Raw genomic sequence first — 23,166 nt, 5'->3', positions numbered from 1 at the left:
CCGGGGACTGGACGCCGGGCCGGCCGGAGGCTAAGACACAGTCATGATGCAAATCCTGCTCGTGGCTGCCGGTGGCGCCGTCGGTTCCGTTTGCCGTTATCTCGTGGGGGTCGGGGCGCTGAGGCTGCTCGGGCCCTCTTTCCCGTGGGGAACGCTGACGGTCAATGTGGTCGGCTCTTTCGGCATCGGGGTGCTGGCGGAACTGATCGTTGCGCGCTTCGGAGCCTCCACCGATCTCCGGCTGCTGCTGATTACCGGTTTTCTCGGCGGTTTCACCACCTTTTCCGCCTTTGCCCTCGATGCCGTGTCGCTCTTCGAACGGGGGGCTGCCGTCAGTTCCCTGGTCTATCTTGTCGCAAGCGTCGTTGTCTCCCTGGCGGCGACGGTTGCCGGCATGTTCCTGATGCGCTCCATGCTCTAACGGGGCCGGTTCCGGTTTTCCTGTTTCCATCTTCAATCGAAATGCTCTAAAGCGCTTTCGAGAACGACAGTCGCGCATCAGACGCCAGAACCACCGGAAGACATACTCAATGGCAGGCATCGAACACATCACCGTGGACGCCGACGAGGCGGGCATGCGGGTCGACCGCTGGTTCAAGGTGCATTTTCCCGGGCTCGGATTCGGCGCCCTGCAGAAGCTCCTGCGCTCCGGGCAGATCCGGGTGGATGGTGGCCGGGTCAAGAGCGACAGCCGCGTGCAGCCGGGGCAGGTGGTGCGCATTCCGCCGCTCGACGTCGATGCCAAGGGCGCAAAGACCGGTCCGATCGCCGGGCATGATCTCAGGCATGCCGAGGACGGCGAATTGCTGGCGCGCATGTTGCTGCATGAGGACGACAAGGTGTTCGTGCTGAACAAGCCGGCGGGTCTTGCGGTGCAGGGCGGTTCCGGCGTCTCGCGGCACATCGACAAGATGCTCGACGCCTGGACCAGCAAGAAGGGCGAAAAACCGCGCCTGGTGCACCGTCTCGACCGGGATACCTCCGGCGTTCTCGTTGTTGCGCGCACCCGCGGTGCGGCGCAGAAGCTGACGGCGGCCTTCCGCGAACGCGACACCAAGAAAACCTACTGGTCGCTGGTGAAGGGCGTGCCGCGCAAGCATGAGGACAAGATTTCCACATGGCTCGTCAAGGAACAGACGCCGGATGGAGACCGCATGCGGGTCGCCAAGCATGGCGAGGAGGGGGCGGATCACGCCGTTTCCTTCTACCGGGTGATCGACACCGCCGCACAGCGGCTCGCCTGGCTGGAAATGGAGCCCTATACGGGACGTACCCACCAGTTGCGTGTGCATGCGCTGCATATCGGCCACCCGATCATCGGCGACCCCAAATACTTCATCGACGATCCCAACTGGGATTTTCCCGGTGGTGTCCAGAAGCGGCTGCACCTGCATGCCCGCCATATCGACATTCCGCACCCCTCCGGCGGGCGGCTGAAGGTCACGGCGCCGCTGCCGCCGCATATGGTGCAAAGCTGGAACCTGCTCGGCTTCAACCAGGAAGACGGCGACAAGGACGAAGACGAGTGAGAGACGCGCAATGAAACTGGTGCTTTTCGACTGTGACGGAACGCTGGTCGATAGCGTCGGCCTGATCCACGAGACCATGCGTCGCACCTTCGAGGCGTTTTCGCAGACCGCCCCGGCGGTTGAGGCGACCAAGAGCATCATCGGACTGACGCTGGATATCGCGATCGCGCGCCTGCAGGGCAAGGTCCATGCCGATGACGAAGCGGTTCAGATGGCGGCGCACTACAAGAGCCTCTTCACCGTCGTCCGAAAAGATCTCGAATATCGCGAACCGCTGTTCGACGGTATCGAGCCGCTGATCGCATCGCTTGTCGCGCGCGAGGACGTCCTGATCGGCGCGGTCACCGGCAAATCGCGTCGCGGCCTCGATCTCGTTCTTGAAACGCACGGTTTTGCGCCTCATTTCTTCGTTTCCCGCACGGCGGACGATTGCCCGTCCAAGCCGAACCCCGCCATGGTCAGCGAATGCTGCGCCGAGACGGGGATTGCGCCGTCGGATACGGTCGTCATCGGCGATGCCGTCTACGACATGCAGATGGCGAAGGCTGCGGGCGCGACCGCCATCGGCGTCTCCTGGGGCTATGCCTCTGTCGACGAACTCTGGCAGGCGGGCGCGGATGCGGTGGTCGACCGGCCGGAGACCATCCTGAGCTACATCCATCAGGGATAACTGACCATGCGTGATATTCTGAGCGACCTTGGGCCCGAACCCAGCGATGCCGATCCGGTGCGCCGCGCCCAGATCCAGATGAAGCGACCGCTTGCCAAGCGGTTCTACGAGACGGTTTCCGTGGAGCCGGAGGAGGGCGGTTTTGCCGTTCGTCTCGATGGTCGCACGGTGAAGACGCCGGCCAGGAAGGTTCTGCGCCTTCCGACGCAGGCCGCCGCCGAACTGGTGGCGAACGAGTGGCGGGCGCAGACGCAGGAGATCGATCCGGCGACGATGCCGGCGACCCGGCTTGCCAATACGGCGATCGATGCGATCGCCGGGCAGGAGGAAGAGGTCTTTGCCGATATCGTCCGCTTCAGCGGCACCGACATGCTGTGCTACCGCGCCGACGGACCGCAGGAACTCGTCGCGCGTCAGGCGGAGCGCTGGGACCTGGTGATCGACTGGGCGGCTTCGGTTCATGGCGCGCGATTCATCCTTGCGGAAGGCATCATGCATCAGGAGCAGCCGGCCGAGGCGGTCTCAGCCTATGCCGGCGCGCTGAGGGCCTTTTCAAGTCCGATCGAACTTGCCTGCCTGCATGTCGTCACCACATTGACCGGCTCGGCGCTTCTGGCGCTCGCATTTGCCCATCGACGGCTCGACCGCGACGAGATCTGGGCGCTCGCCCATCTCGACGAGGACTGGACGGACGAGCATTGGGGCGTGGACGCCGAGGCGCAGGCCCGACGCGCCAAACGCTTCGAGGAAATGGTTGCCGCAACCGCCTTGTTTGCGGCCGCGCGACCCGCGAATTAACCGCTCGCTAACCATAAAAGTGAAATCCTGCCGTTGACAGGGAATCATCGGCCGGGACGTTTCACATGCTTGCACGGATCTTCAGGTTCAGCTTTGCGCTGCTGCTTCTGGCGGCGCTTGCATCCTGCAGCATTTTCCAGGGGCGGCCGATCACAAGGCCGCTCGTCTACTATGTGCGCGAGGTGACCGTCATGGCGGATGCCGGCGTGCCGCTGGGTGTCATCAGAGGGGTTGACCGCCGCGTGTCTGCGGCCATTGCGGCGACGCGTCCGCCGGCCGGTGCCCAGCGTGTGGCGATCCTGGTGCGGATCGAGGAGGTCGGGACGGGCTTCGGTGCCCGTCGCGGAATTCCCAATGCCCGCTTCACGGCGACGGCCGTTTCGCTGGAGACCGGCGAGCCCGTCGCGGAGGGCACGTTCAATGTCAACGGTTCGACCGATGCGCCCGGCATGGCGGAGGAAAGCCTTGCCGAAGAAATTTCCGCCCGTGTCCGTTTTGCCTTCTCGCTGGTCAATCCCTCGCTGCGCAAGCTTGTGCGCCCACCGCGCACGATGATGACAAGGCTCGTCAGCGATCCGCCTGAAGCTGTCGTGCCGGCGATGCCGGAGCCTCCGGCCGCTCCTCCGACCGCGACGCTCGGCAAGTCCTATCCCGAAGACGGCGCCAGCGGCACGGTGACGCTCGGCAAGGGTTCGGCCAGGCCCTGACGGGCCGGCGCCCTTCCGGCACCCGATTGCCCGCACCGGGCTGGCGCCGACCGCGATTGACTTTGCCCGGAACCGGGCCTAATCAAATTGATTACGGATGGTTTTCATGTCCGCCTGCAGGCGGATTGAAAAGCAAAAGGGAATGCGACAACGGTGACCCAACCGGGACCGTCCATCGCAGCCGACCCCGCGACTGTAGAGCGGCGAGGGTATTCCGTCCGGTGCCATTTTTCGACGGATGACGGTTGCATGGTGCAGCCGGTCCGGAAGAAAAGCGGGGCCGGAAAAGCCACTGAGGGGCTGCGCGATCAGCCAGGGCGGACGCCTCTATCATCTACGAATCGTCCCCCTTTCGCGCAGCATAGGCCCTCGGGAAGGTGAGGAATATCCGCTGGCGCAACAAGCGCCACGACCCGCGAGCCAGGAGACCTGCCAACCGTGCCGGGCATTGGCCCAACCTTCACAGGGGAGGATACCCCTTGTTGCCAGCACGGAGGTTGTCGTGGCGACGTCATCCAGAAGCGGGGTCTCCAGATCCCGCGCATTGGCGCATTGCATATTGCTCCCGGGGTGCGCGCCCTGGGATGTGGCCGGTGCGTTGCGATTTCTTACCATTGGGGATGACGGCCGGCTCGAATGCCTGCCCATGCTTTCGTCCTGCGGCAGCGGCCTCAAGCGATGACGGTACGGGGATCATCTATCCTTGTGCTCGGCGGCGCACGCTCCGGTAAATCGCGCTTTGCCGAGGGGCTGGCCACGGGTTCGGGCCTCGGCCGGCATTATGTCGCGACGGGCCGCGCCTATGACGACGAGATGCGCGAGCGGATCGCCAAGCATCGCGCCGACCGGGGCGACGGCTGGACGACCCATGAGGAACCCGTCGATATCGTCGGCCTGCTGCGCCGGATCGACGGTCCGGATCGCGTCGTGCTGGTCGATTGCCTGACGTTCTGGGTCACCAATCTGATGATGGCGGAAGAGGATGTCGCGGCACGCTCATTGGAGCTTGCCGCCGCCGCTGCCGGCCTCTCCTGCCGCCTGATCCTCGTTTCCAACGAAGTCGGCCTCGGCATCGTGCCCGAGAACCGCATGGCGCGCGAGTTTCGCGATCATGCCGGCCGTCTTCACCAACTGGTCGCGCAATCGGCGACCGACGTCTATTTCGTCGCGGCCGGACTGCCGCTGAAAATGAAGGGTTGAACTATGCTGCAGCAAAAGATTCCTGCAACCGTCATCACCGGCTTTCTCGGCGCCGGCAAGACCACCATCATCCGCAATATGCTGATGAATGCAGGCGGCAAGAAGATCGCGCTGATTATCAACGAGTTCGGCGATCTCGGTGTCGATGGCGAGGTGCTGAAGGGCTGCGGCGCGGAAAATTGCACCGAGGACGATATCATCGAGCTCACCAATGGCTGCATCTGCTGCACGGTCGCTGACGACTTCGTGCCGACCATGCAGAAGCTTCTCGAACGGGACGTTAAGCCCGACCACATCGTCATCGAGACGTCCGGTCTTGCCCTGCCGCAGCCGCTGGTCGCCGCCTTCAACTGGCCGGACATCCGCACGCGGGTGACCGTTGACGGCGTGGTGACGGTGGTCGACAGCGCGGCGGTCGCCGCCGGCCGTTTCGCCGACGATCACGACCGCGTCGATGCTATGCGCGAGGCCGACGACAGCCTCGACCACGACAGCCCCATTGAGGAACTGTTCGAGGATCAGCTCACCTGCGCCGACCTGATCGTGCTCAACAAGACGGACCTTCTGGACGGCGAGGGCGTCGCCCGCGTGAGGGCGGAGGTGGCCGAGCGGATCGCGCGCAAGCCGACCCTGATCGAGGCGAAGAACGGCGATGTGCCGGCGCTCGTCCTGCTCGGTCTCGGCGCCGGCACCGAAGACGACATCGAGAATCGCAAGTCGCATCACGAACTGGAGCACGAGGCGCTGCATGCGAGCGGCGAGGCCCACGACCATCATCACCACCACGACGAATTCGAAAGCTTCGTAATGAAGCTTCCGCCGATTGCCGATCCGGCCGGTTTCGTCGAGCGGCTGAAGGATGTGATCGCAACGCATGACGTGCTGCGCCTCAAGGGCTTCATCGACGTACCCGGCAAACCGATGCGCCTCGTCATCCAGGCCGTCGGCTCGCGGGTGGACACCTATTTCGACCGTCCCTGGGCGGCGGGCGAGACGCGCGAGACGCGCCTGGTGGTCATCGGCCTGCACGAATGGGATTACGGCGCAGTGGTGGAGGCTGTCGACAAGGCGGCCTCGTAAGGCCTTAGCCGCCGATGACGCTGCTCCCTTTAGGACAACACTGATGCACCTGCTGCTAGCACAGAGAGGTTCGATCAGCGATGGCGAGGAGGCGATAGACCTCGGCCAGACGCCGGGCGATATCCTCTTCCTTTCCGCCGCCGATACCGAGCTTGCCGCGATTGCTACCGCTGTTGCGGGGCGGACGGGCGGTCCGAGCGTGCGGCTGGCCAGCCTGATGCAGCTCAAGCATCCGATGTCGGTCGATACCTATGTCGAGCGGACCGCGCGGCATGCGAAGCTGATCGTCATCCGGGCGCTCGGCGGCGCGAGCTATTTTCACTATGCGCTGGAGGCGCTCAATGCCTGCGCCCGACGGTCGGGAGCAGTCATTGCCGTCCTCCCTGGCGATGACAAGCCGGATGCCGGCCTCTCTGCCTTTTCGACCGTAGCCTCGGACGATCTCGACGCGCTCTGGTCCTATCTGGTGGAGGGGGGCGCGACGAATGCGTCCGCCTTTGTCGATTACGCCATGTCGCTCATCGGCTTTTGCGAGAGACCACAGCCGGCTGCGCCTTTGCTGAAGGCCGGGATCTGGTGGCCGGGCAGAGGTGTGATCGGGGTCGAGGAATGGCGCGAGGCCGTTGGAGCTGACGCTTTCTCGGGTGGGATGTCTGCCGGCAGGCCAGAGGGGGGTACTGCAGCCGGGCGCGTGGCCAAGCCGATTGCCGCCATTTGTTTCTACCGCGCCCTCGTGCAGAGCGGCGAGACACGGCCGGTCGAGGCGATGATCGATGCGTTGCGCGCCGAGGGGCTGACGGCCTTGCCGGTGTTCGTCTCCAGCCTCAAGGATGCGGTTTCGGTCGAGACGCTCAGGCGTATCTTTGCCGAGGCTTCGCCCGATGTCGTATTGAACGCCACAGGCTTTGCGGTCTCTGCTCCGGGCAGCGAGCGTGCCTCTACCGTGCTGGACGAGACCGGCGCGGTGGTTCTGCAGACGCTGTTTTCCAGCTCGTCGCGCGAGGCGTGGGAGCAATCGTCGCAGGGGCTTTCGGCGCGCGATCTTGCCATGAGCGTGGCGCTGCCGGAGGTCGATGGCCGGGTGATGACGCGGGCGGTCTCGTTCAAGGCGGCGGCGCGCTTCGATGCGCGGGTCGAGACCAATATCGTCACCCATGAGCCGAATGCCGGCCGTGCTGCCTTCGTCGCGAAGCTGGCCGCCAACTGGGCGCGGCTGCGCAACACCGCAGCCGCAGATCGGCGGGTGGCGATCGTGATGGCGAACTATCCGAACCGCGACGGAAGGCTCGGCAACGGGGTCGGGCTCGACACACCCGCCGGCACCATGGAAGTGCTCAAGGCGATGAATGCGGCCGGATATGCGGTGGGCGATTTGCCCCATGATGGCGACGCGCTGATGGCGCATCTGATGGCGGGGCCGACCAATGCGGCAAACGACGGACGGCAAATCCGCGAAGTCATATTACTGAATAATTACATATGTTTCTTTGAAAGTCTTCCAGTAAAGGTTCGGAACGAGGTAACGGCGCGTTGGGGTGGGCCGGAGGCCGATCCTTTCTTTCTCGACGGGCGTTTTGCGCTGCCGCTGTCGCGCTTTGGCAACGTGCTCGTCGGTATCCAGCCGGCGCGCGGCTACAATATCGATCCGAAGGAAACCTACCACTCTCCCGACCTTGTGCCGCCGCACGGCTATCTCGCCTTCTATGCCTATCTGCGCGGAGCCTTCGACGCCCATGCCGTTGTCCACATGGGCAAGCATGGCAATCTCGAATGGCTACCGGGCAAGGCGCTGGCGCTTTCGGAAAACTGTTATCCGGAGGCGGTGTTCGGGGCCCTGCCGCATCTCTATCCGTTCATCGTCAACGATCCCGGCGAGGGAACGCAGGCGAAGCGACGGACATCGGCCGTCATCATCGACCATCTGACGCCGCCGCTGACGCGGGCGGAGAGTTACGGGCCGCTCAAGGATCTGGAAGCGCTGGTCGATGAGTATTACGAGGCCTCGGGCGGAGATCCGCGGCGGTTGAAGCTCCTGAAGAAGCAGATCCTCGATCTTGTCGCCGATATCGGGCTCGATCAGGACGCCGGCATTGCGAAGGGCGAGGCCGAGGAGGCCGCGCTCGAAAAGCTCGATGCCTATCTCTGCGACCTCAAGGAAATGCAGATCCGCGACGGACTGCATATCTTCGGGCTGGCGCCGGAGGGAAGGCTGCTGACGGACCTCACCGTTGCGCTGGCGCGGGTGCCGCGCGGGCTGGGCGAGGGCGGCGACCAGAGCCTGCAGCGGGCGATTGCAGGGGATGCGTTTGAAAGACAAAACCCCTCCCCAACCCCTCCCCGCAAGGGGGAGGGACTTCCCCCCGCATTTGATGGCCCCGTGCACGCTCAAGGGCAGCAGCGGATATTCTTCCCCCTTGTGGAGGAAATGGCCGGCAAGCCAGAGGGGGAGTTTCCTTTCAGGGTCGATAAATTCGACCCGCTCGACTGCGTGATGTCCGATCCATGGACCGGGGCAAGGCCGGACATTCTGGCCGATCTCACCGACCAGCCATGGCGGACCAGGGGCGACACGGTCGAGCGCATCGAGCTGCTGGCGGCGAAGCTGGTGGCGGGCGAGGTCGAATGCCCATCCGATTGGTGGCAGACGCGCGCGGTGCTCGATGAGATTCGAACACGGCTGAGACCTGCCGTGGTCAAATCGGGCAGGGCCGAGATCGAGGGACTGTTGACCGGGCTTGCGGGAGGTTTCGTGCCGCCCGGTCCCTCGGGTGCGCCGACGCGCGGCCGGCCCGACGTTCTGCCGACGGGACGCAATTTCTATTCGGTCGACAGCCGCGCGGTTCCGACCCCTGCGGCCTATGAGCTTGGCAAGAAGTCGGCAGAACTGCTGATTGCGCGTTACGTGCAGGACCATGGCGAATGGCCTTTGTCGTTCGGACTGACGGCCTGGGGCACCTCCAACATGCGCACCGGCGGAGACGACATCGCGCAGGCGCTCGCCCTGATCGGCGTAAAACCGATTTGGGACATGGCCTCGCGACGCGTTACCGGCTACGAGATCATTCCGCCGGCGATTCTCGGCCGTCCGCGCGTCGACGTGACGCTCCGTATTTCCGGCTTTTTCCGCGATGCCTTTCCCGAGCAGATCGCGCTGTTCGACAAGGCCGTCCGGGCGGTCGCCTCGCTCGAAGAGGATGAAGGCGACAATCCGATTGCGGCGCGGGTGAAGGCCGAGACGGAACAGCTCCTTGCAGAAGGGCTGGACGAGAAGGCGGCTGCCCGCCGCGCGGGCTATCGGGTGTTCGGCTCGAAACCGGGCGCGTACGGCGCCGGCCTGCAGGCGCTGATCGACGAGAAGGGCTGGGAGCGGCGGGGCGATCTGGCCGAAGCCTATCTCGTCTGGGGCGGTTATGCTTACGGTGCCGATGTCGAGGGAAAGGCCGAGCGCTGCCTGTTCGAGGAACGGCTTCGCCGGGTGCAGGCGGTGGTGCAGAACCAGGACAACCGCGAACACGACCTTCTGGACAGCGACGACTACTACCAGTTCGAGGGCGGCATGACGGCGGCCATCGAGCATGTCGCGGGCCATCGCCCGACCGTTTATCACAACGACCATTCGCGACCGGAAAAGCCGGTGATCCGCAGCCTCGAGGAAGAGATCGGCCGTGTCGTGCGCGCCCGTGTCGTCAATCCGAAATGGATCGAGGGGGTGATGCGGCATGGCTACAAGGGCGCCTTCGAGATTACCGCGACGGTCGATTACATGTTCGCCTTCGCCGCGACGACGGGTGCCGTGCGCGACCACCATTTCGAGGCGGTCTATCAGGCCTTTATCGTGGATGAGCGGGTCCGCGATTTCATGGCCGAGAAGAATGCCCCGGCGCTCAAGGAACTGGCCGAACGATTGATCGAGGCGATCGATCGCAGGTTGTGGACGCCGAAGAGCAATTCGGCGATGTTCGATCTTTCCCGGCTCTCCGGTAGCCGAGCCGAAACGATGAATGGAGTACAGGAACCATGACCGAGGAACTTGAAGGTTCGTCGCCCGCCGATCTCGCTCGCCACACCGAGAAGATGGCGAAGAAGAAGGCGGCGCGTGAGAAGATCATGGCCACCAAGACGGGCGAAAAGGGCCTTGTCATCGTCCATACCGGCAAGGGCAAGGGCAAGTCGTCGGCTGCCTTCGGCATGATTTTCCGCCACATCGCGCATGGAAAGAAATGTGCGGTGGTACAGTTCATCAAGGGGGCGATGTCGACCGGCGAGCGGGACCTGATCCTCAAACATTTCAGTGATCTCTGCGCATTCCACACCATGGGCGAGGGCTTCACCTGGGAGACGCAGGACAAGGCGCGCGACATCGCCATGGCGAAGTCCGCCTGGGAAAAGGCGAAGGAACTGATCCGCGACCCATCCTATTCCATGGTGCTGCTGGACGAAATCAATATCGCTATCCGCTACGACTATATCGATATCGTCGATGTTGTGGAGTTCCTGAAGACGAAGAAGCCGGAAATGACCCATGTCGTGCTGACAGGTCGCAACGCCAAGGACGAACTGATCGAAATCGCCGATCTCGTGACCGAGATGGAGCTGGTCAAGCATCCCTTCCGCTCGGGTATCAAGGCGCAGATCGGCGTGGAATTCTGATGAACCTGAGCTAGGCCTTCAAAGCCACCTGCGCACCCGCTTGCGGTAGTCCAGATAGGGTTGACCAATCGATTGTTCGAGGAAAGCCTCCTCCATGCGGATCTGATAGGGCAACGATACCCAGGTGGCGACGAGGATGGCGAAGGACAGCGCTTCCGGTGAGACGAGAGCAAGGCCGGAAAGGCCCGTGACCATCCCGAGATAGATCGGGTTGCGTGAGGCTGCGAAAAGGCCGGTGTTGACAAGGCGCGGGGTATCGCTGCTGTCTATCCCGATCCTCCAGGAACGGCCCATCTGCCACTGCGCCAGCATGATGAGAGCCCCGCCAAGGGTCCACAGGACGATACCGGCGATCTGAAATACCGGGCCGTCCAGAACGGGGACGCGCCCCAGTATCCGGCCATGCTGCTCCGGCCAGAGGCTGATGAGGGTGACCTCCGCAAGGATGGCGACGATCAGGATGCGGAACAGGCGGGTCGAGAAGCCGAGAGCGTCGTCGCTCGACTTCAATACCACCGGTGAGCGACCGGTCAGTCGGTGGAGCTGGAGCGCGGACACGAGCGTTGCCATGACCACGATAATGGCGGTTGCCGGGAAAAGAAGCTCTGGCAGGGACATGCGTTGGGGACTCCGGATCGGATTGTGCCGTTATCCTAAAGTCTCCAGTTACTAGAGGTTCAAGCGCTTTGTTGCGGCGAAACCCGCTGGCGTGTCAGTACCCGATCCACACCCTTACCGGATTGCCGGGGTCGGCGAGGAGTTTCGTGGCGAGCGCAATGCAGGTGACGATCAGGAGCGGCTTGATGAGTCGTGCCCCGATCCGCATGGCGAGCCGCGATCCGGCCTGTGCGCCGAGGAACTGGCCAAGACCCATCAACAGGCCGACCTTCCAAAGCACCACGCCGCCGGCCACGAAAACGAGGAAGGCGCCGACATTCGAGCCGAGGTTCAAGAGCTTGGTGTGGGCGGTTGCCTTGAGCACACCGAAGCCCGCAAGCGAGACGAAGGCGAGCATGAAGAAGGAGCCGGTTCCGGGACCGAAGACACCGTCATACAAGCCGATCAGCGGTACGAAGGTCAGCCCGAAGACGAAGGGCGTCATGCGCTGGTGGCGGTCCTCGTCATGAAGGTTGGGCTTCAGTGCGAAGTAAAGCGCGATGGCGACCAGCAGGAAGGGCATGGCTGCCCTCAGGACGTCCGCGGGAACGACGGTCGCAATGACGGCGCCGATTGCACCGCCAAACACCGCCATGACCGCCATCGGCAATTGTGCTTTCAGGTCGACATGGCCGCGCCGGGCATAGGCGATCGTCGCGGAACCGGCGCCGAACATCGACTGCAGCTTGTTGGTTCCGAGCGTTTCGAGCGGCGGAATGCCGGCAATCAGCATGGCGGGAATGGTAATCAGGCCGCCGCCGCCTGCAATCGAATCGACGAAACCGGCGATGAAGGCGGCAACGAAGAGAAGCGCCAGGCTCTGGAGTGCGAGATCGACCACGATGATCCTATAGTGCGGCTGCGGCGGGGACGTCCTGTCATGCACCAAACCGCCGGTCGGGGCAACATGTCGCGGGGCGAATGCCGGGCTCTTCGGCGCATCCTCCACACAATCCGGCGCAAACGGGTTTGACCGGTCATGTCGCCTTCGATAAAGCTCTGTCTCATGTGCGACGGCGCCTGTTCGACAGGCTGGAAATAGTCCGGTGCGGCTGACCCAATCAGGGGGCCAATTCCGGAGCTGTCCCCAAGGCCAGAGAACCGCAACGCGCGGTTCCGGCGCTTCGTACATGAACGACAACGAAGCAGGGAGGCCTTGTCTCATGACGGAAAAACTCGGAATCATGGTTTGCGGGCACGGTAGCCGCAACCAGAACGCAGCACGCGAATTTGCAGTGATCGCGGAAGCCTTGCGCGAACGCAATCCCGACATGCCGGTGGAATACGGCTATCTGGAGTTCTGCAATCCGGTGATCTCAGCCGGCCTCGACAAGCTGCGGGCTGAAGGCGTGACGCGGGTTCTGGCCGTTCCGGGAATGCTGTTTGCCGCCGGACACGCCAAGAACGACATTCCCTCGGTGCTCAACACCTATCAGGCGCAGAACCCCGGCATGGTCATCACCTACGGGCGCGAACTCGGCATTGACCTCAAGATGATCCGCGCCGCCGGGGACCGCATCCAGGAGGCCGTCGACGAGGCGAACAAAACGCTTGGCTTCATCGACAAGCACGAAACGCTGCTGATGGTGGTGGGGCGCGGTTCGTCCGATCCCGACGCCAATTCCAACGCGACCAAGGTCATGCGCATGCTCTGGGAGGGAATGGGCTTCGGCTGGGGCGAAACCTGCTATTCCGGCGTGACCTTTCCGCTGGTCGAACCGGGCCTCGAACATGCCGCCCGGCTCGGTTACAAGCGCATCATCGTCTTCCCTTATTTCCTGTTCACCGGCGTGCTGGTGAAGCGCATCTACAGCTATACCGACGTTGTTGCCGAGCGGTATCCGGAGATCCAGTTCGTCAAGGCGAGCTATCTCAACGACCATCCGCTGGTGCTGGACGCCTTTCAGGATCGCGTCGGGGAAATCCTCGAGGGCGCCGCCCTGATGAACTGCCAGATGTGCAAGTACCGGGAGCAGGTTCTCGGCTTCGAGGCGGATCTCGGCCAGCCGCAGGAAAGCCATCACCACCATGTCGAGGGCATCGGCGGCGGTCTCGAAGACTGTCCGTGCGGCGGCGATTGCGATGCGTCCTGTCGCGATCCGGAATTCTGCAAGGAGCACGGGCTACCCTGGACACCGGTGCACAGCCATGCGGAGCCGAACGATCTGGAGCCCGCCTTCGACTATGGCGCCTCGACCACGCTCGGCGGCAGATACGGCCACCTCCTGAATGCCGCACCCGATGTGGGGCTGGAGGCGGTGATGAATGCGCCATCGAGCGGAAAGCCCGCGGTTCACGAACATGGCCCGAATTGCGGCTGCGGGCATCACCATCATCACGACCATGACCACCATCAACACCATCAACACCATGAACACCATGGCCATCACGACCATGCGGATCATGGCCACCGGCACGATCATGACCATGGTCATTCGCACGATCACGGGCACCACCATCATCACCACGCGCCTTACCCGCATGCGGACCATCCGCTCGGGCCGAATTCTATGAAGAAGAAGTGATGGCTTCCAATCCAGACAGGGGTGTCCGCTGAGCGTCTCATTCGACTACATCCGCGATCCCACGGAGATCTATCGGCAGTCCTTCGAGACGATCCGCCGGGAGGCTGATCTTGCTCGCTTTTCCGGAGGGATGGAGACGCTGGCGATCCGGCTGATCCATGCCTGCGGCATGACGGACCTTGCCGGCGATATCGCGTTCTCGGATGGTGCGTTCGAGGCGGGGGCTGCGGCTCTGGCTGCCGGTGCACCGGTTTTCTGCGATGTCGAAATGGTTCGCCACGGCATTATCCGGCGATTGCTTCCGGCGGAGAACGAGGTCATCTGCCTGTTGAACGATGAGCGGGTGAGGCCGAAGGCGACTGAGATCGGCAATACGCGTTCAGCCGCGCAGGTTGACCTCTGGGGCGACAGGCTTGCCGGGGCGGTGGTCGCCATCGGCAATGCGCCGACAGCGCTTTTCCGGCTGCTGGAGTTGATCGACCAGGGGGCGCCGAAACCGGCGCTGATCCTCGGCCTTCCGGTCGGTTTTGTCGGCGCTGCGGAAAGCAAGGAAGCGCTCATTGAAGACAGCCGCGGCGTGCCGTTCATTGCGGTTCGCGGGCGGCGGGGCGGTTCGGCCATGGCGTCCGCCGCCGTCAACGCGCTTGCGGGAGGGCTCGGCGCCAATGACTGAACCGTGGCTGACCATCATCGGCGTCGGAGACAACGGCCTTGAAAGCCTGACGCCGGAGGCGCAATCGATCATCTGGCAGACGGAAACACTTGTGCTCGGCGAACGGCTCGATGCCGTGATCGACGGCGGCGCCTTGCCCGCACTCAAGCGCATCCTCAACTGGAGCGGCGGTTTTCGCGAGACCTTGCGCGAGATTTTGAAGCTGCGCGGTTCGCCCGTCACCATTCTCGCCACCGGCGATCCCATGCATTTCGGTATCGGCGCGACGCTTAGGCGTTATGTGCGCGCGAGCGAAATCTATGTGCTGCCGTCGCCTTCGGCCTTTTCGCTTGCCGCCGCCCGGCTCGGCTGGCCGCTGCAGTCGGTGGCGACGATTTCACTGCATGGCCGTCCGCTTGCCTCCCTCAACCGGCACCTGATGCCCCGGCACCGTATCCTGGCGCTCACCGCCGGGGCGGAAACGGTGCTGGGCGCAGCGGCGCTGATGGTGGAGCGCGGCTTTGGCAATTCCGTTCTGACCGTTCTGGAGCATATGGGCGGTGACCGAGAGCGAGTCTTCGCCATGACCGCTGCGGATCTTCTGGGGACGCAGCCTGAGATCGCGGAGTTCAACACGCTGGCGATCGACTGCGTTTCGGATTCGCCTCTGGTCTCGCCTGTGGCAGGCCTTCCGGACGATACCTTCCGCCATGACGGGCAACTGACCAAGCGGGAGATACGGGCGGTGACGCTCTCCATCCTGCAACCCTTTCCGCATGGATTGCTGTGGGATGTGGGCGCGGGCTGCGGTTCGATCGCGCTCGAATGGATGCGGATCGGGCTCGGCGCCCGCGCCATCGCCATCGAGGAAAAACCTGAAAGGGTGGCGATGATCCGCGAGAATGCCGACGCACTCGGCCTGCCGGATCTCGATATCGTCGAGGCGAGGGCGCCGGAGGGGCTCGCCGGCCTTGACGCGCCCGATGCCGTTTTCATCGGCGGCGGCATTACCCATGAAGGCCTGTTCGAGGCCTGCTGGGAGGCCTTGCCTGCGGGTGGGCGGCTTGTCGCCAACGCCGTGACCATCGAAGGCGAGGCGAGGCTTGCCGAGCTTCGCGGTATCCATGGCGGCGAACTCGTTCGTCTGCAGGTCTCGCGCGCAGCTCCCGTCGGGCGTTATTGCGGATGGAAGTCGCTGATGCCGGTAACGATCTGGTCGGTGACGAAGGGAGAGGCGGCATGACCGGTAAACTCTATGGCCTCGGGCTCGGGCCCGGCGATCCGGAACTCATTACGCTGAAGGCGCACCGCATTCTGACGGGCGCGCCGGTCATTGCGTATCCCGCGCCGGATACCGGTCCGAGTTTTGCCCGGCAGATTGCTGCGCCCTATATCGGCGCGCATCAGCTGGAAGTGCCCGTCATCGTGCCGATGCGGGTCGAGCGGTTCCCGGCGCAGGAGGTTTACGACGGGGCGGCGGAAACGCTGGCGCGTCATCTCGACGCCGGTTCCGACGTGGCGGTGTTATGTGAGGGCGATCCCTTTTTCTACGGCTCCTTCATGTATTTGTTCGAACGGCTGTCCGGCCGCTACGAGACCGAGATCGTGCCGGGGGTTTCCTCGATGATGGCGGCTGCGGCGGCGCTGGCTCGCCCGCTTGCGGCGCGAAACGACGTGCTCAGCATCGTGCCGGGGCCGCTTGACGACGGTATCATGCGGGCGCGGATCGAGGCGGCGGGTGCGGTCGCCATCATCAAGGTCGGCCGGCATTTCGCCCGCATCCGTGCGCTGATCGAGGCGATGGGGCTGACGTCATGTGCAGGCTATGTCGAGCGCGTCAGCCTTGACGAGCAACGCGTGATGCCGCTTGCCGATGTTGCCGAGGCTACCGCTCCCTATTTCTCGATGATCCTTATCTACAAGGGCGGGGAGGGCTGGAACGCCCGAACCGCCGCTGCAACGGAATGATCCAATGACCCTTGCCCAGAAACCTGCCGTCGTCATCCTGTCGCAGGCCGGCCATGATATCGGACGCAAGATCGCGCTCGCCATCGGCGGTGAGCTGCATGGGGCCGAAGCCCGAACCACCGGTGCCGACGTCCCGTTCGACGACACGAAGACCCACATCGCGGCGCTGTTTGCCGCCGGTCGGCCGGTCGTCGCCGTCATGGCCTGCGGCGCGCTGGTACGCATCCTCGCGCCGCTGCTTGCCGACAAGCATGCAGAGCCGCCGGTCGTCGCTGTTTCGCAGGACGGCGCCTCGGTCGTGCCGCTGCTCGGCGGTCATCATGGCGGCAATGATCTGGCGCGGCGGATCGCTGACGGCCTCAACTGCCGCGCGGCGATCACCACGGCGGGCGACCTGAAATTCGGTCTTGCCCTCGATGAGCCGCCGGCCGGCTATGTGCTTGCCAATCCGGAAAACGCCAAGGCGGTGATGGCGGAGCTGGTTGCCGGCGCTTCCGCAAAGCTGCAGGGCAATGCGTCGTGGCTTTCCTCCTCGCGGATTCCTTTCGCTGAAGACGGCAAGGTGACGTTGACGGTCACCGACGAGCCGAAGACGGCAAGCTCGCTTGAACTCGTCTATCATCCTGAAACCCTGGTGCTCGGCATGGGCTGCGAACGGAATGCCTCGACGGAGGAGGCAATCGCGCTCGCCGAACAGGCGCTTGAGGAAAGCGGCCTCGCCCGCCAGAGCCTCGCAGCGGTAGCCTCGATCGATCTCAAGGCCGACGAACGCGCGATCCATGCGGTTGCTGCGCATTTCGGTGTACCGGCGCGGTTCTTCAGCGCTGCAAGGCTGGAGGAAGAGGCTCCGAGGCTGAAGAACCCATCGGATATCGTTTTCGCCGAGGTCGGGTGCCATGGTGTCGCCGAAGGTGCGGCGCTGGCAGCGGCCGGTGCAGATAGCGAACTCATTCTGGCCAAGATCAAATCGAAGGGGGCGACCGCCGCTATTGCCCGTTCCACCGGTATCGTGGAAGCCGATGCTGTAGGACGGGCGCGTGGCACGCTCTATGTGGTCGGCATCGGCCCCGGTGCTGACCAGTGGCGCTCGCCTGAGGTCTCGGCCATGGTCGCCGCCTCGACAGATCTTGTCGGCTATTCGCTTTATCTCGACCTGCTCGGACCGCTTGCCTGTGGAAAGGCCCGACACGATTTCGATCTCGGCAAGGAGGAGGCGCGCGTCGTGCATGCCATGGAGCTTGCCGGCGAGGGCAAGACGGTGGCGCTGGTCTGCTCCGGCGACGCGGGCATCTATGCCATGGCGACGCTGGTGTTCGAACTTTTCGACAAGGGCGGGATTACGGATGCCGCGAGCCGGATCGACGTGCAGGTCTCGCCCGGGATTTCCGCGCTGCAGGCGGCGGCGGCCCGCATCGGCGCGCCTCTCGGCCACGATTTCTGCACCATCTCGCTCTCTGACCTGCTGACGCCCTGGGAGCATATCCAGCGGCGCGTGAAGGCTGCCGGTGAGGGCGATTTCGTCATCGCCTTCTACAATCCGGTGTCGATGAAGCGCCGCACGCAGCTCGCCTGGGCGCGCGACAGACTGCTGGAATACCGCCCGGCCGACACGCCGGTGATCCTTGCCACCAATCTCGGCCGGCCCGGCGAACATGTCCGCACGGTTCCGCTCGGCGAACTCAATGTCGATGACGTCGACATGCTGACCGTCGTGGTGGTGGGCTCGTCGGAGAGCCGCACGGTGACCACGGGCGACGGCAAGACCTGGGTCTACACGCCGCGCGGCTATTCCGGAAAATCGGATACGGGGATGAAGGGCGCGGCCGAGTGAGGTCCGAATCTTCATTCGTCTGCCGCGGCACAGACCTCGAATACTGACAAGGATGACAGCATGACCGTCTATTTCATCGGCGCCGGTCCCGGCGCACCTGATCTCATCACCGTGCGGGGGCTAAGGCTCATCGAGCGGTGCCCGGTCTGCCTTTATGCCGGTTCGCTGGTACCGGAGGAAACCGTCAGGGCCGCTCCGGAGGGAGCGATCGTCAAGGACACGGCGCCGATGCATCTGGACGAGATCATCGCCGAGATCGAAGCCGCGCATGCGCGTGGCGAGGATGTGGCGCGGGTGCATTCCGGCGATCCGTCGATCTACGGGGCCATCGCCGAACAGATGCGCAGGCTCGATGCGCTTGGCATTCCCTATGACGTCGTGCCGGGCGTTCCTGCCTTTGCCGCGACCGCCGCACGGCTCAAGACGGAGCTGACGCTGCCCGAGATCGCTCAGACGATCATCATCACGCGGACCGAAATGAAGGCATCCTCAATGCCGGAATTCGAGACGCTGGAGATCCTCGGCAAGTCGCGGGCAACGCTTGCCATTCACCTCTCCATCCGCAATCTCGCCCATGTCCGCGATACGCTTGCGCCCTATTACGGTGAGGATTGCCCCGTTGTGGTGGCTTATCGCTCGACCTGGCCGGACGAGCTTTTCATCCGCACGACGCTGAAGGACATGGCGGAGGAGGTGCGCAAGGCGAAAATCACGCGCACGGCCCTCATCATGATCGGCAGGGTGTTCGGCCATGTCGAATTCCGCGACAGCGACCTTTACAATTCCGATTTCAGCCACGTGCTGAGGAATGTCGGCAAGAAGAAAAAGAAGGCTGCAGAATAACCGGTCTGGTCGCCGTTGACCGCGGCGGTCAAAGCTGTAGCCTTCCCGTATGTACATCCTCAAGCGCGGAATCAAGAAGGACCCGGTGAGGCGGTGGGCACTGCCTGACCGCATCTTTTTCGGCTATGGCGCATGCCATATCCTTGCGGGCGTTTATCTTCAGAATCCGCCGCTTCAGGGCTTTCATGCCGAGCGCATCATTCCTGTGGAAGGCTTCGCCGGCGGGCACATGTATGTGACAGACGGCCTCATCGCTTTCGATTTTCACGGCTATTCGTTGCGCGACCGCCTTCTGGCGCATCACCGCAAGGGCTGGTCTGCGCACAGCCCCGGCTGGAGCAGCGTTATCGAAGATGTCGATTTCGACGCGCTCGACACCGAACAGTTGAACGCGCGCAAGATGCTGGGGCCTGACCAGTATCTCCACGATCCCCGACCGCGCGCCGTCGATTTCATCAGGCGCCGGGATCATACCCGGGCTGCCGACCGGGTACGAGAACTGGCCAATCGTCATTGTTGAAAGGGAGGAATGCCATGTCGGAAAAGGACGGTATTACGGAGGGCAGTTGCCGTTGCGGGCAGGTGATGCTCAAAGTGAAGGGCAGGCCGATGATGACGATGGCCTGCCACTGCACGGGGTGCCAGAAGATGACGTCGAGCGCGTTTTCACTGAGTTCGCTCTATCCGCTGGAAGCGTTCGAGGTTTCCGGCCTCGAACCTGTGATCGGCGGCCTACACGGGGATTTGCGTCACTTCTTCTGCCCCCACTGCATGAGCTGGATGTTTACCCGATTCGATGGCATGGGTCCCTTCGTCAACATACGTTCGACGCTTCTCGACGACAGCAGCGATTTCCGCCCGTTCATCGAAAGCTACACCAGCGAAAAACTGCCATGGGCGGAGACGCCGGCGCGGCACAGCTATCCGAAGTTTCCGCCGATGGAGGACTTTCCCGGCCTGATGGCCGAATTCGCGCAATCGGGCGTCTGATCCGGTTGGCGCGCCTTTGCCAAATCGGCGCTCCGAGCTTTTCTTTTTGAACATAACCTTGTCGATCCTCGTTTCACTCCGGTCGGGTTATGCTTTAAGACAGCGGCTTCGCATTCCTTCCAAAACGCAATTCGGCGGATTTCATGCACAAGGTCATTTTCGATACGGATCCGGGCGTCGACGACGCCATGGCGCTGCTCTTCCTTCATCATCATCCCGAGATCGATCTTCTCGGCGTAACGACGGTTTTCGGCAACGCGACCATCGAGACGACCACGCGCAACGCGTTGTTCCTCAAGCGCGAGTGGAAGATCGATGCACCCGTGGCGCGCGGCGCGGGTGAGACTTTCATCCCGCATCGCGTCAGCCACGAGCCGCCGAAACTGATCCATGGCGATGACGGCCTCGGCAATATCGGCGTTCCCGACGTGATCGACCTACCCCTCGATCCGCGGCCGGCCCATCGCTTCATCGTAGAGACCGTCAGGGCCAATCCGGGCGAGGTGACGCTGGTGGCCGTCGGCCGGATGACCAATCTTGCCAACGCCTTGAAGGAAGATCCCGAGATCGTTTCTCTGGTCAAGGAAGTCGTCGTCATGGGCGGGGCCTTCGATATCAACGGCAATGTGACGCCCGCTGCCGAGGCCAATATCCATGGCGATCCGGAAGCCGCCGACATGGTGTTCACCGCAAGCTGGCCGGTGGTCATTGTCGGCCTCGACGTGACGACGAAGACGGTGATGACCCGCCGGCAGCTTGCCGACATCCGCGATGCGGCAGGCTCCAGCCGCGCTCGGCTGCTGTTCGATCTCTCTCAGTTCTACATCAAGTTCTACGAGAGCCGCGTGCCCGATGGCATGGTGGTGCATGACAGCTGCGCCTGCGTCTATGTGGTGGCACCGGAGCTCTTCACGACCCGATCGGGTTCCGTGCGCGTCGTCTGTGGCGGCATTGCCGACGGTGCGACGATCCAGAAGCCGGATACGCGCGGTTTCGGTCCAAGCGACTGGGACCACCTGCCGAGCCAGAAGGTCTGCGTCGATATCGATTCCGGAGCGGTTCTGAAGGTCATCCATGACGCGATCGTCAGCGTGAAGGAAGACTGAGAAGGCTCTCCGGCCCTCTGCCCTTGCTCCCGGTCCTCTGCCGTGCGGATCGATGACGTCTTGTCGCCGCGTTCGCGCGGCGGCGGATGTTGCGAGGCAGGATCAGCGTTTCAGTATGATGACCGGAAGGCCGAGCTGCCGCGCCGCCAGGATCTTGCCATAACCGGCGTTCCCACCGGAGTTGCGGCAGACGAGGTGGGTGATGCCGTGCCGGCTGAGAAGATCCGCCTCGGCCTGCGGGTCGCTCGAGGGTTTGCCGAGGATCAGATCGAAACTCCGGAAGGCCATCGGCTCCGGCGGAGGATCGACCATGCGGATGACGAAGTGGCAGTCGTCGCGCCCTTTGAAAGCGGCGAGGTGCTGACGGCCGAGCGCGAGGAAGGCGCGGGCGGTGGACGGCAGGGCAGCGGCCGCCTGCTCCAGCGTCTCCACTTCGATCCAGTCGTCATTCTCGCTGCGTGTCCAGGATGGCCGGTCGAGGCGTTCCAGGGGGATGCCGACGGCTCGGCAGGCGATGCGGGCGTTTTCCGAAATGCGGGTTGCGAAGGGATGGGTGGCGTCGATCACCCGGTCGATGCGGTTTTGCGCGAGAAAACTTGCAAGCCCCTCAGCCCCGCCGAAGCCCCCGATGCGGACAGTGCCGGCAATCGGGGCGGGGTTTGCCGTGCGACCGGCGAGTGACGTCAGGACATCCACCTTTCCCTCCGCAACCAGCTTGGCCGCGAGATCGGCGGCTTCCGCCGTACCTCCCAGGATCAGGACTCTCTCGACCATGTCAGGGCGCCCGGCCAATGATACCGCCTTGTCGATCGGTAACGACGATATCGACCTCGACCGGTGCCCCACGCAGCGTTGCCATGGCGGTCCGGCGTGCGGCGTCGGCGATGGGGTTCGCCAGATCGATCCCATTTTCTTTCGTTATCTCAAACACTTCCAGAGCTGTATTGGCGGCTTGAATCCGGTTTCTTAGAGTCTGGTTGATGTTTTCAATGCAAGACATTGAAAGAAAAAAGTTATTATCGATCTGACTGCGTGAAGAATGGAGATCGAGCGCGCCTTGGGCAAGCTTCGCCATCTTGGCGAAACCGCCGGCGATGGTGAGGCGCGGAACGGGATGGGCGCGCAGATATTTCAGGAGACCGCCGGCGAAATCCCCCATGTCGAGCAGGGCACCATCCGGCAGTCCGTGCAGCTGCTGGGCGGTCTTTTCCGATGTGGAGCCGGTGGCACCGAGAACATGAGTGATGCCTTCGGCGCGGGCGACGTCGATCCCGCGGTGGATCGAATGAATCCAGGCGGCGCAGGAGAATGGATGGACGACGCCGGTGGTGCCGAGAATGGAGAGGCCGCCGACAATGCCGAGGCGGGGGTTCCAGGTCTGGCGGGCGATCTCGTCTCCGCCTGGGATGGAAACGGTGATCTCGACGTCACCCGGAAGCCCGTATTGTGAACAGAGCGCCGCGACCTCTGCCGACATCATCGAACGCGGAACCGGATTGATCGCGGCCTCCCCGACCGCGATCGGCAGGCCGGGACGGGTTACCGTGCCAACCCCGTCGCCGGCAGCAAAGCGGATACCGCTTCCGGGCGGCAAGGGGCGCACGGAGGCGATTACCGTTGCACCATGAGTGACATCCGGATCGTCTCCGGCATCCTTGACGATGCCGGCCATTGCGTAACCCTCGCCAAGGGTTTCAAAGGCGAGCGCGAAGGCCGGCTCCTCGCCGCGCGGCAGGCGGATCGTGACGGGATCGGGGAATTCGCCGGTTATCAGCGCCGTCAGAGCCGCCTTGGTCGCGGCAGTGGCGCAGGCTCCCGTCGTCCAGCCGGTGCGCAAGGAACCTTCGGGGCGCTCGGCACGACCTTCCGGGGGAGCATTCGGTGCGGGGTCTGCGGGTTCGGTCATGGGTTCGTTATAGGCGCTCGCGAGCTCGACCGAAAGCTTTGCGAACGGCTTCTC

At 63.6% G+C, this 23,166-nt stretch carries 22 protein-coding genes and 1 riboswitch; of the genes, 18 read left to right on the top strand and 4 right to left on the bottom strand.

Features of this window, described 5'->3' with window-relative positions; all coding sequences use genetic code 11:
- Nucleotides 1–43 precede the first annotated feature (43 nt).
- From crcB to cobO, 9 genes are all read left to right on the top strand, one after another.
- Nucleotides 44–421 (top strand): fluoride efflux transporter CrcB, encoded by a 378-nt coding sequence (crcB, locus tag J5N58_RS00300; RefSeq protein ID WP_113443366.1) that lies wholly within the window; start codon nt 44–46, stop codon nt 419–421.
- Nucleotides 422–530: 109 nt separating this feature from the next.
- Nucleotides 531–1,529, top strand: a complete 999-nt coding sequence (locus tag J5N58_RS00295; protein ID WP_113340242.1) for an RluA family pseudouridine synthase — start codon at nt 531–533, stop codon at nt 1,527–1,529.
- Between the two features lie 10 nt (nt 1,530–1,539).
- The gene (locus J5N58_RS00290) at nt 1,540–2,199 is read left to right on the top strand and encodes an HAD-IA family hydrolase (RefSeq protein ID WP_112828238.1); all 660 of its coding nucleotides are present in this window, start codon (nt 1,540–1,542) and stop codon (nt 2,197–2,199) included.
- Between the two features lie 6 nt (nt 2,200–2,205).
- Nucleotides 2,206–2,997 carry an ATP12 family chaperone protein gene (locus J5N58_RS00285; protein WP_113443365.1) on the top strand — a complete coding sequence of 264 codons (792 nt, stop codon included), beginning with the start codon at nt 2,206–2,208 and terminating at the stop codon, nt 2,995–2,997.
- A 65-nt stretch (nt 2,998–3,062) separates the two neighbouring features.
- Nucleotides 3,063–3,704, top strand: coding sequence for a hypothetical protein (locus J5N58_RS00280; RefSeq protein WP_113340244.1), 642 nt, complete (start codon nt 3,063–3,065; stop codon nt 3,702–3,704).
- A gap of 81 nt (nt 3,705–3,785) precedes the next feature.
- Nucleotides 3,786–4,155, top strand: a riboswitch (cobalamin riboswitch).
- Nucleotides 4,156–4,382: 227 nt separating this feature from the next.
- Complete coding sequence (gene cobU / locus J5N58_RS00275) at nt 4,383–4,904, top strand: bifunctional adenosylcobinamide kinase/adenosylcobinamide-phosphate guanylyltransferase (protein WP_112828289.1); 522 nt, start codon at nt 4,383–4,385, stop codon at nt 4,902–4,904.
- 3 nt (nt 4,905–4,907) lie between these two features.
- The gene (gene cobW, locus J5N58_RS00270; protein ID WP_112828240.1) at nt 4,908–5,984 is read left to right on the top strand and encodes a cobalamin biosynthesis protein CobW; all 1,077 of its coding nucleotides are present in this window, start codon (nt 4,908–4,910) and stop codon (nt 5,982–5,984) included.
- A 43-nt stretch (nt 5,985–6,027) separates the two neighbouring features.
- Nucleotides 6,028–10,005 (top strand): cobaltochelatase subunit CobN, encoded by a 3,978-nt coding sequence (gene cobN / locus J5N58_RS00265; RefSeq protein ID WP_244709089.1) that lies wholly within the window; start codon nt 6,028–6,030, stop codon nt 10,003–10,005.
- Complete coding sequence (gene cobO / locus J5N58_RS00260) at nt 10,002–10,634, top strand: cob(I)yrinic acid a,c-diamide adenosyltransferase (protein WP_244709087.1); 633 nt, start codon at nt 10,002–10,004, stop codon at nt 10,632–10,634. The genes cobN and cobO overlap by 4 nt, the downstream gene beginning before the upstream one ends.
- Nucleotides 10,635–10,652: 18 nt before the next feature.
- Here cobO and J5N58_RS00255 read toward each other — a convergent pair whose 3' ends face one another.
- Nucleotides 10,653–11,252 (bottom strand): methyltransferase family protein, encoded by a 600-nt coding sequence (locus J5N58_RS00255; protein ID WP_244709085.1) that lies wholly within the window; start codon nt 11,250–11,252, stop codon nt 10,653–10,655.
- Between the two features lie 94 nt (nt 11,253–11,346).
- The gene (locus J5N58_RS00250) at nt 11,347–12,132 is read right to left on the bottom strand and encodes a TSUP family transporter (protein ID WP_113467546.1); all 786 of its coding nucleotides are present in this window, start codon (nt 12,130–12,132) and stop codon (nt 11,347–11,349) included.
- 322 nt (nt 12,133–12,454) lie between these two features.
- Between J5N58_RS00250 and J5N58_RS00245 the strand changes: the two genes are divergently transcribed.
- The 9 genes from J5N58_RS00245 (at nt 12,455) to J5N58_RS00205 (ending at nt 21,206) form a co-directional block, all read left to right on the top strand.
- A complete protein-coding gene (locus J5N58_RS00245) occupies nt 12,455–13,816 on the top strand; it encodes a sirohydrochlorin chelatase (RefSeq protein WP_244709083.1) in 1,362 nt (453 codons plus the stop codon).
- Between the two features lie 28 nt (nt 13,817–13,844).
- The gene (locus J5N58_RS00240; protein WP_244709642.1) at nt 13,845–14,489 is read left to right on the top strand and encodes a precorrin-8X methylmutase; all 645 of its coding nucleotides are present in this window, start codon (nt 13,845–13,847) and stop codon (nt 14,487–14,489) included.
- On the top strand, nt 14,482–15,711 hold the full coding sequence (cbiE, locus tag J5N58_RS00235) for a precorrin-6y C5,15-methyltransferase (decarboxylating) subunit CbiE (RefSeq protein ID WP_244709081.1): 1,230 nt from the start codon (nt 14,482–14,484) through the stop codon (nt 15,709–15,711). The genes J5N58_RS00240 and cbiE overlap by 8 nt, the downstream gene beginning before the upstream one ends.
- Entirely contained in the window at nt 15,708–16,436 is a 729-nt protein-coding gene (cobI, locus tag J5N58_RS00230; RefSeq protein ID WP_244709079.1) for a precorrin-2 C(20)-methyltransferase, read from the top strand. The genes cbiE and cobI overlap by 4 nt, the downstream gene beginning before the upstream one ends.
- A 4-nt stretch (nt 16,437–16,440) precedes the next feature.
- On the top strand, nt 16,441–18,267 hold the full coding sequence (gene cobJ / locus J5N58_RS00225) for a precorrin-3B C(17)-methyltransferase (protein ID WP_244709077.1): 1,827 nt from the start codon (nt 16,441–16,443) through the stop codon (nt 18,265–18,267).
- A 60-nt stretch (nt 18,268–18,327) separates the two neighbouring features.
- Nucleotides 18,328–19,110 carry a precorrin-4 C(11)-methyltransferase gene (gene cobM / locus J5N58_RS00220; RefSeq protein ID WP_113443360.1) on the top strand — a complete coding sequence of 261 codons (783 nt, stop codon included), beginning with the start codon at nt 18,328–18,330 and terminating at the stop codon, nt 19,108–19,110.
- A gap of 49 nt (nt 19,111–19,159) precedes the next feature.
- The gene (locus J5N58_RS00215) at nt 19,160–19,630 is read left to right on the top strand and encodes a hypothetical protein (RefSeq protein WP_244709075.1); all 471 of its coding nucleotides are present in this window, start codon (nt 19,160–19,162) and stop codon (nt 19,628–19,630) included.
- Nucleotides 19,631–19,644: 14 nt separating this feature from the next.
- Complete coding sequence (locus tag J5N58_RS00210; RefSeq protein WP_244709072.1) at nt 19,645–20,100, top strand: GFA family protein; 456 nt, start codon at nt 19,645–19,647, stop codon at nt 20,098–20,100.
- Between the two features lie 143 nt (nt 20,101–20,243).
- Entirely contained in the window at nt 20,244–21,206 is a 963-nt protein-coding gene (locus tag J5N58_RS00205) for a nucleoside hydrolase (RefSeq protein ID WP_112831929.1), read from the top strand.
- A 102-nt stretch (nt 21,207–21,308) separates the two neighbouring features.
- On the opposite strand, the gene J5N58_RS00200 is transcribed toward J5N58_RS00205, so the two are convergent.
- Both J5N58_RS00200 and J5N58_RS00195 read right to left on the bottom strand, forming a co-directional pair.
- On the bottom strand, nt 21,309–21,980 hold the full coding sequence (locus J5N58_RS00200; protein WP_113424828.1) for a cobalt-precorrin-6A reductase: 672 nt from the start codon (nt 21,978–21,980) through the stop codon (nt 21,309–21,311).
- 1 nt (nt 21,981) lies between these two features.
- Entirely contained in the window at nt 21,982–23,112 is a 1,131-nt protein-coding gene (locus J5N58_RS00195) for a cobalt-precorrin-5B (C(1))-methyltransferase (protein ID WP_113425069.1), read from the bottom strand.
- Between the last annotated feature and the right edge of the window lie 54 nt (nt 23,113–23,166).

Source organism: Paenirhizobium cremeum (genome assembly GCF_022884085.1).
Taxonomy (GTDB): Bacteria; Pseudomonadota; Alphaproteobacteria; order Rhizobiales; family Rhizobiaceae; genus Allorhizobium; species Allorhizobium cremeum.
Note: the sequence above shows the minus strand (reverse complement) of the source record. Positions and strands in the feature narration are given on the sequence as shown.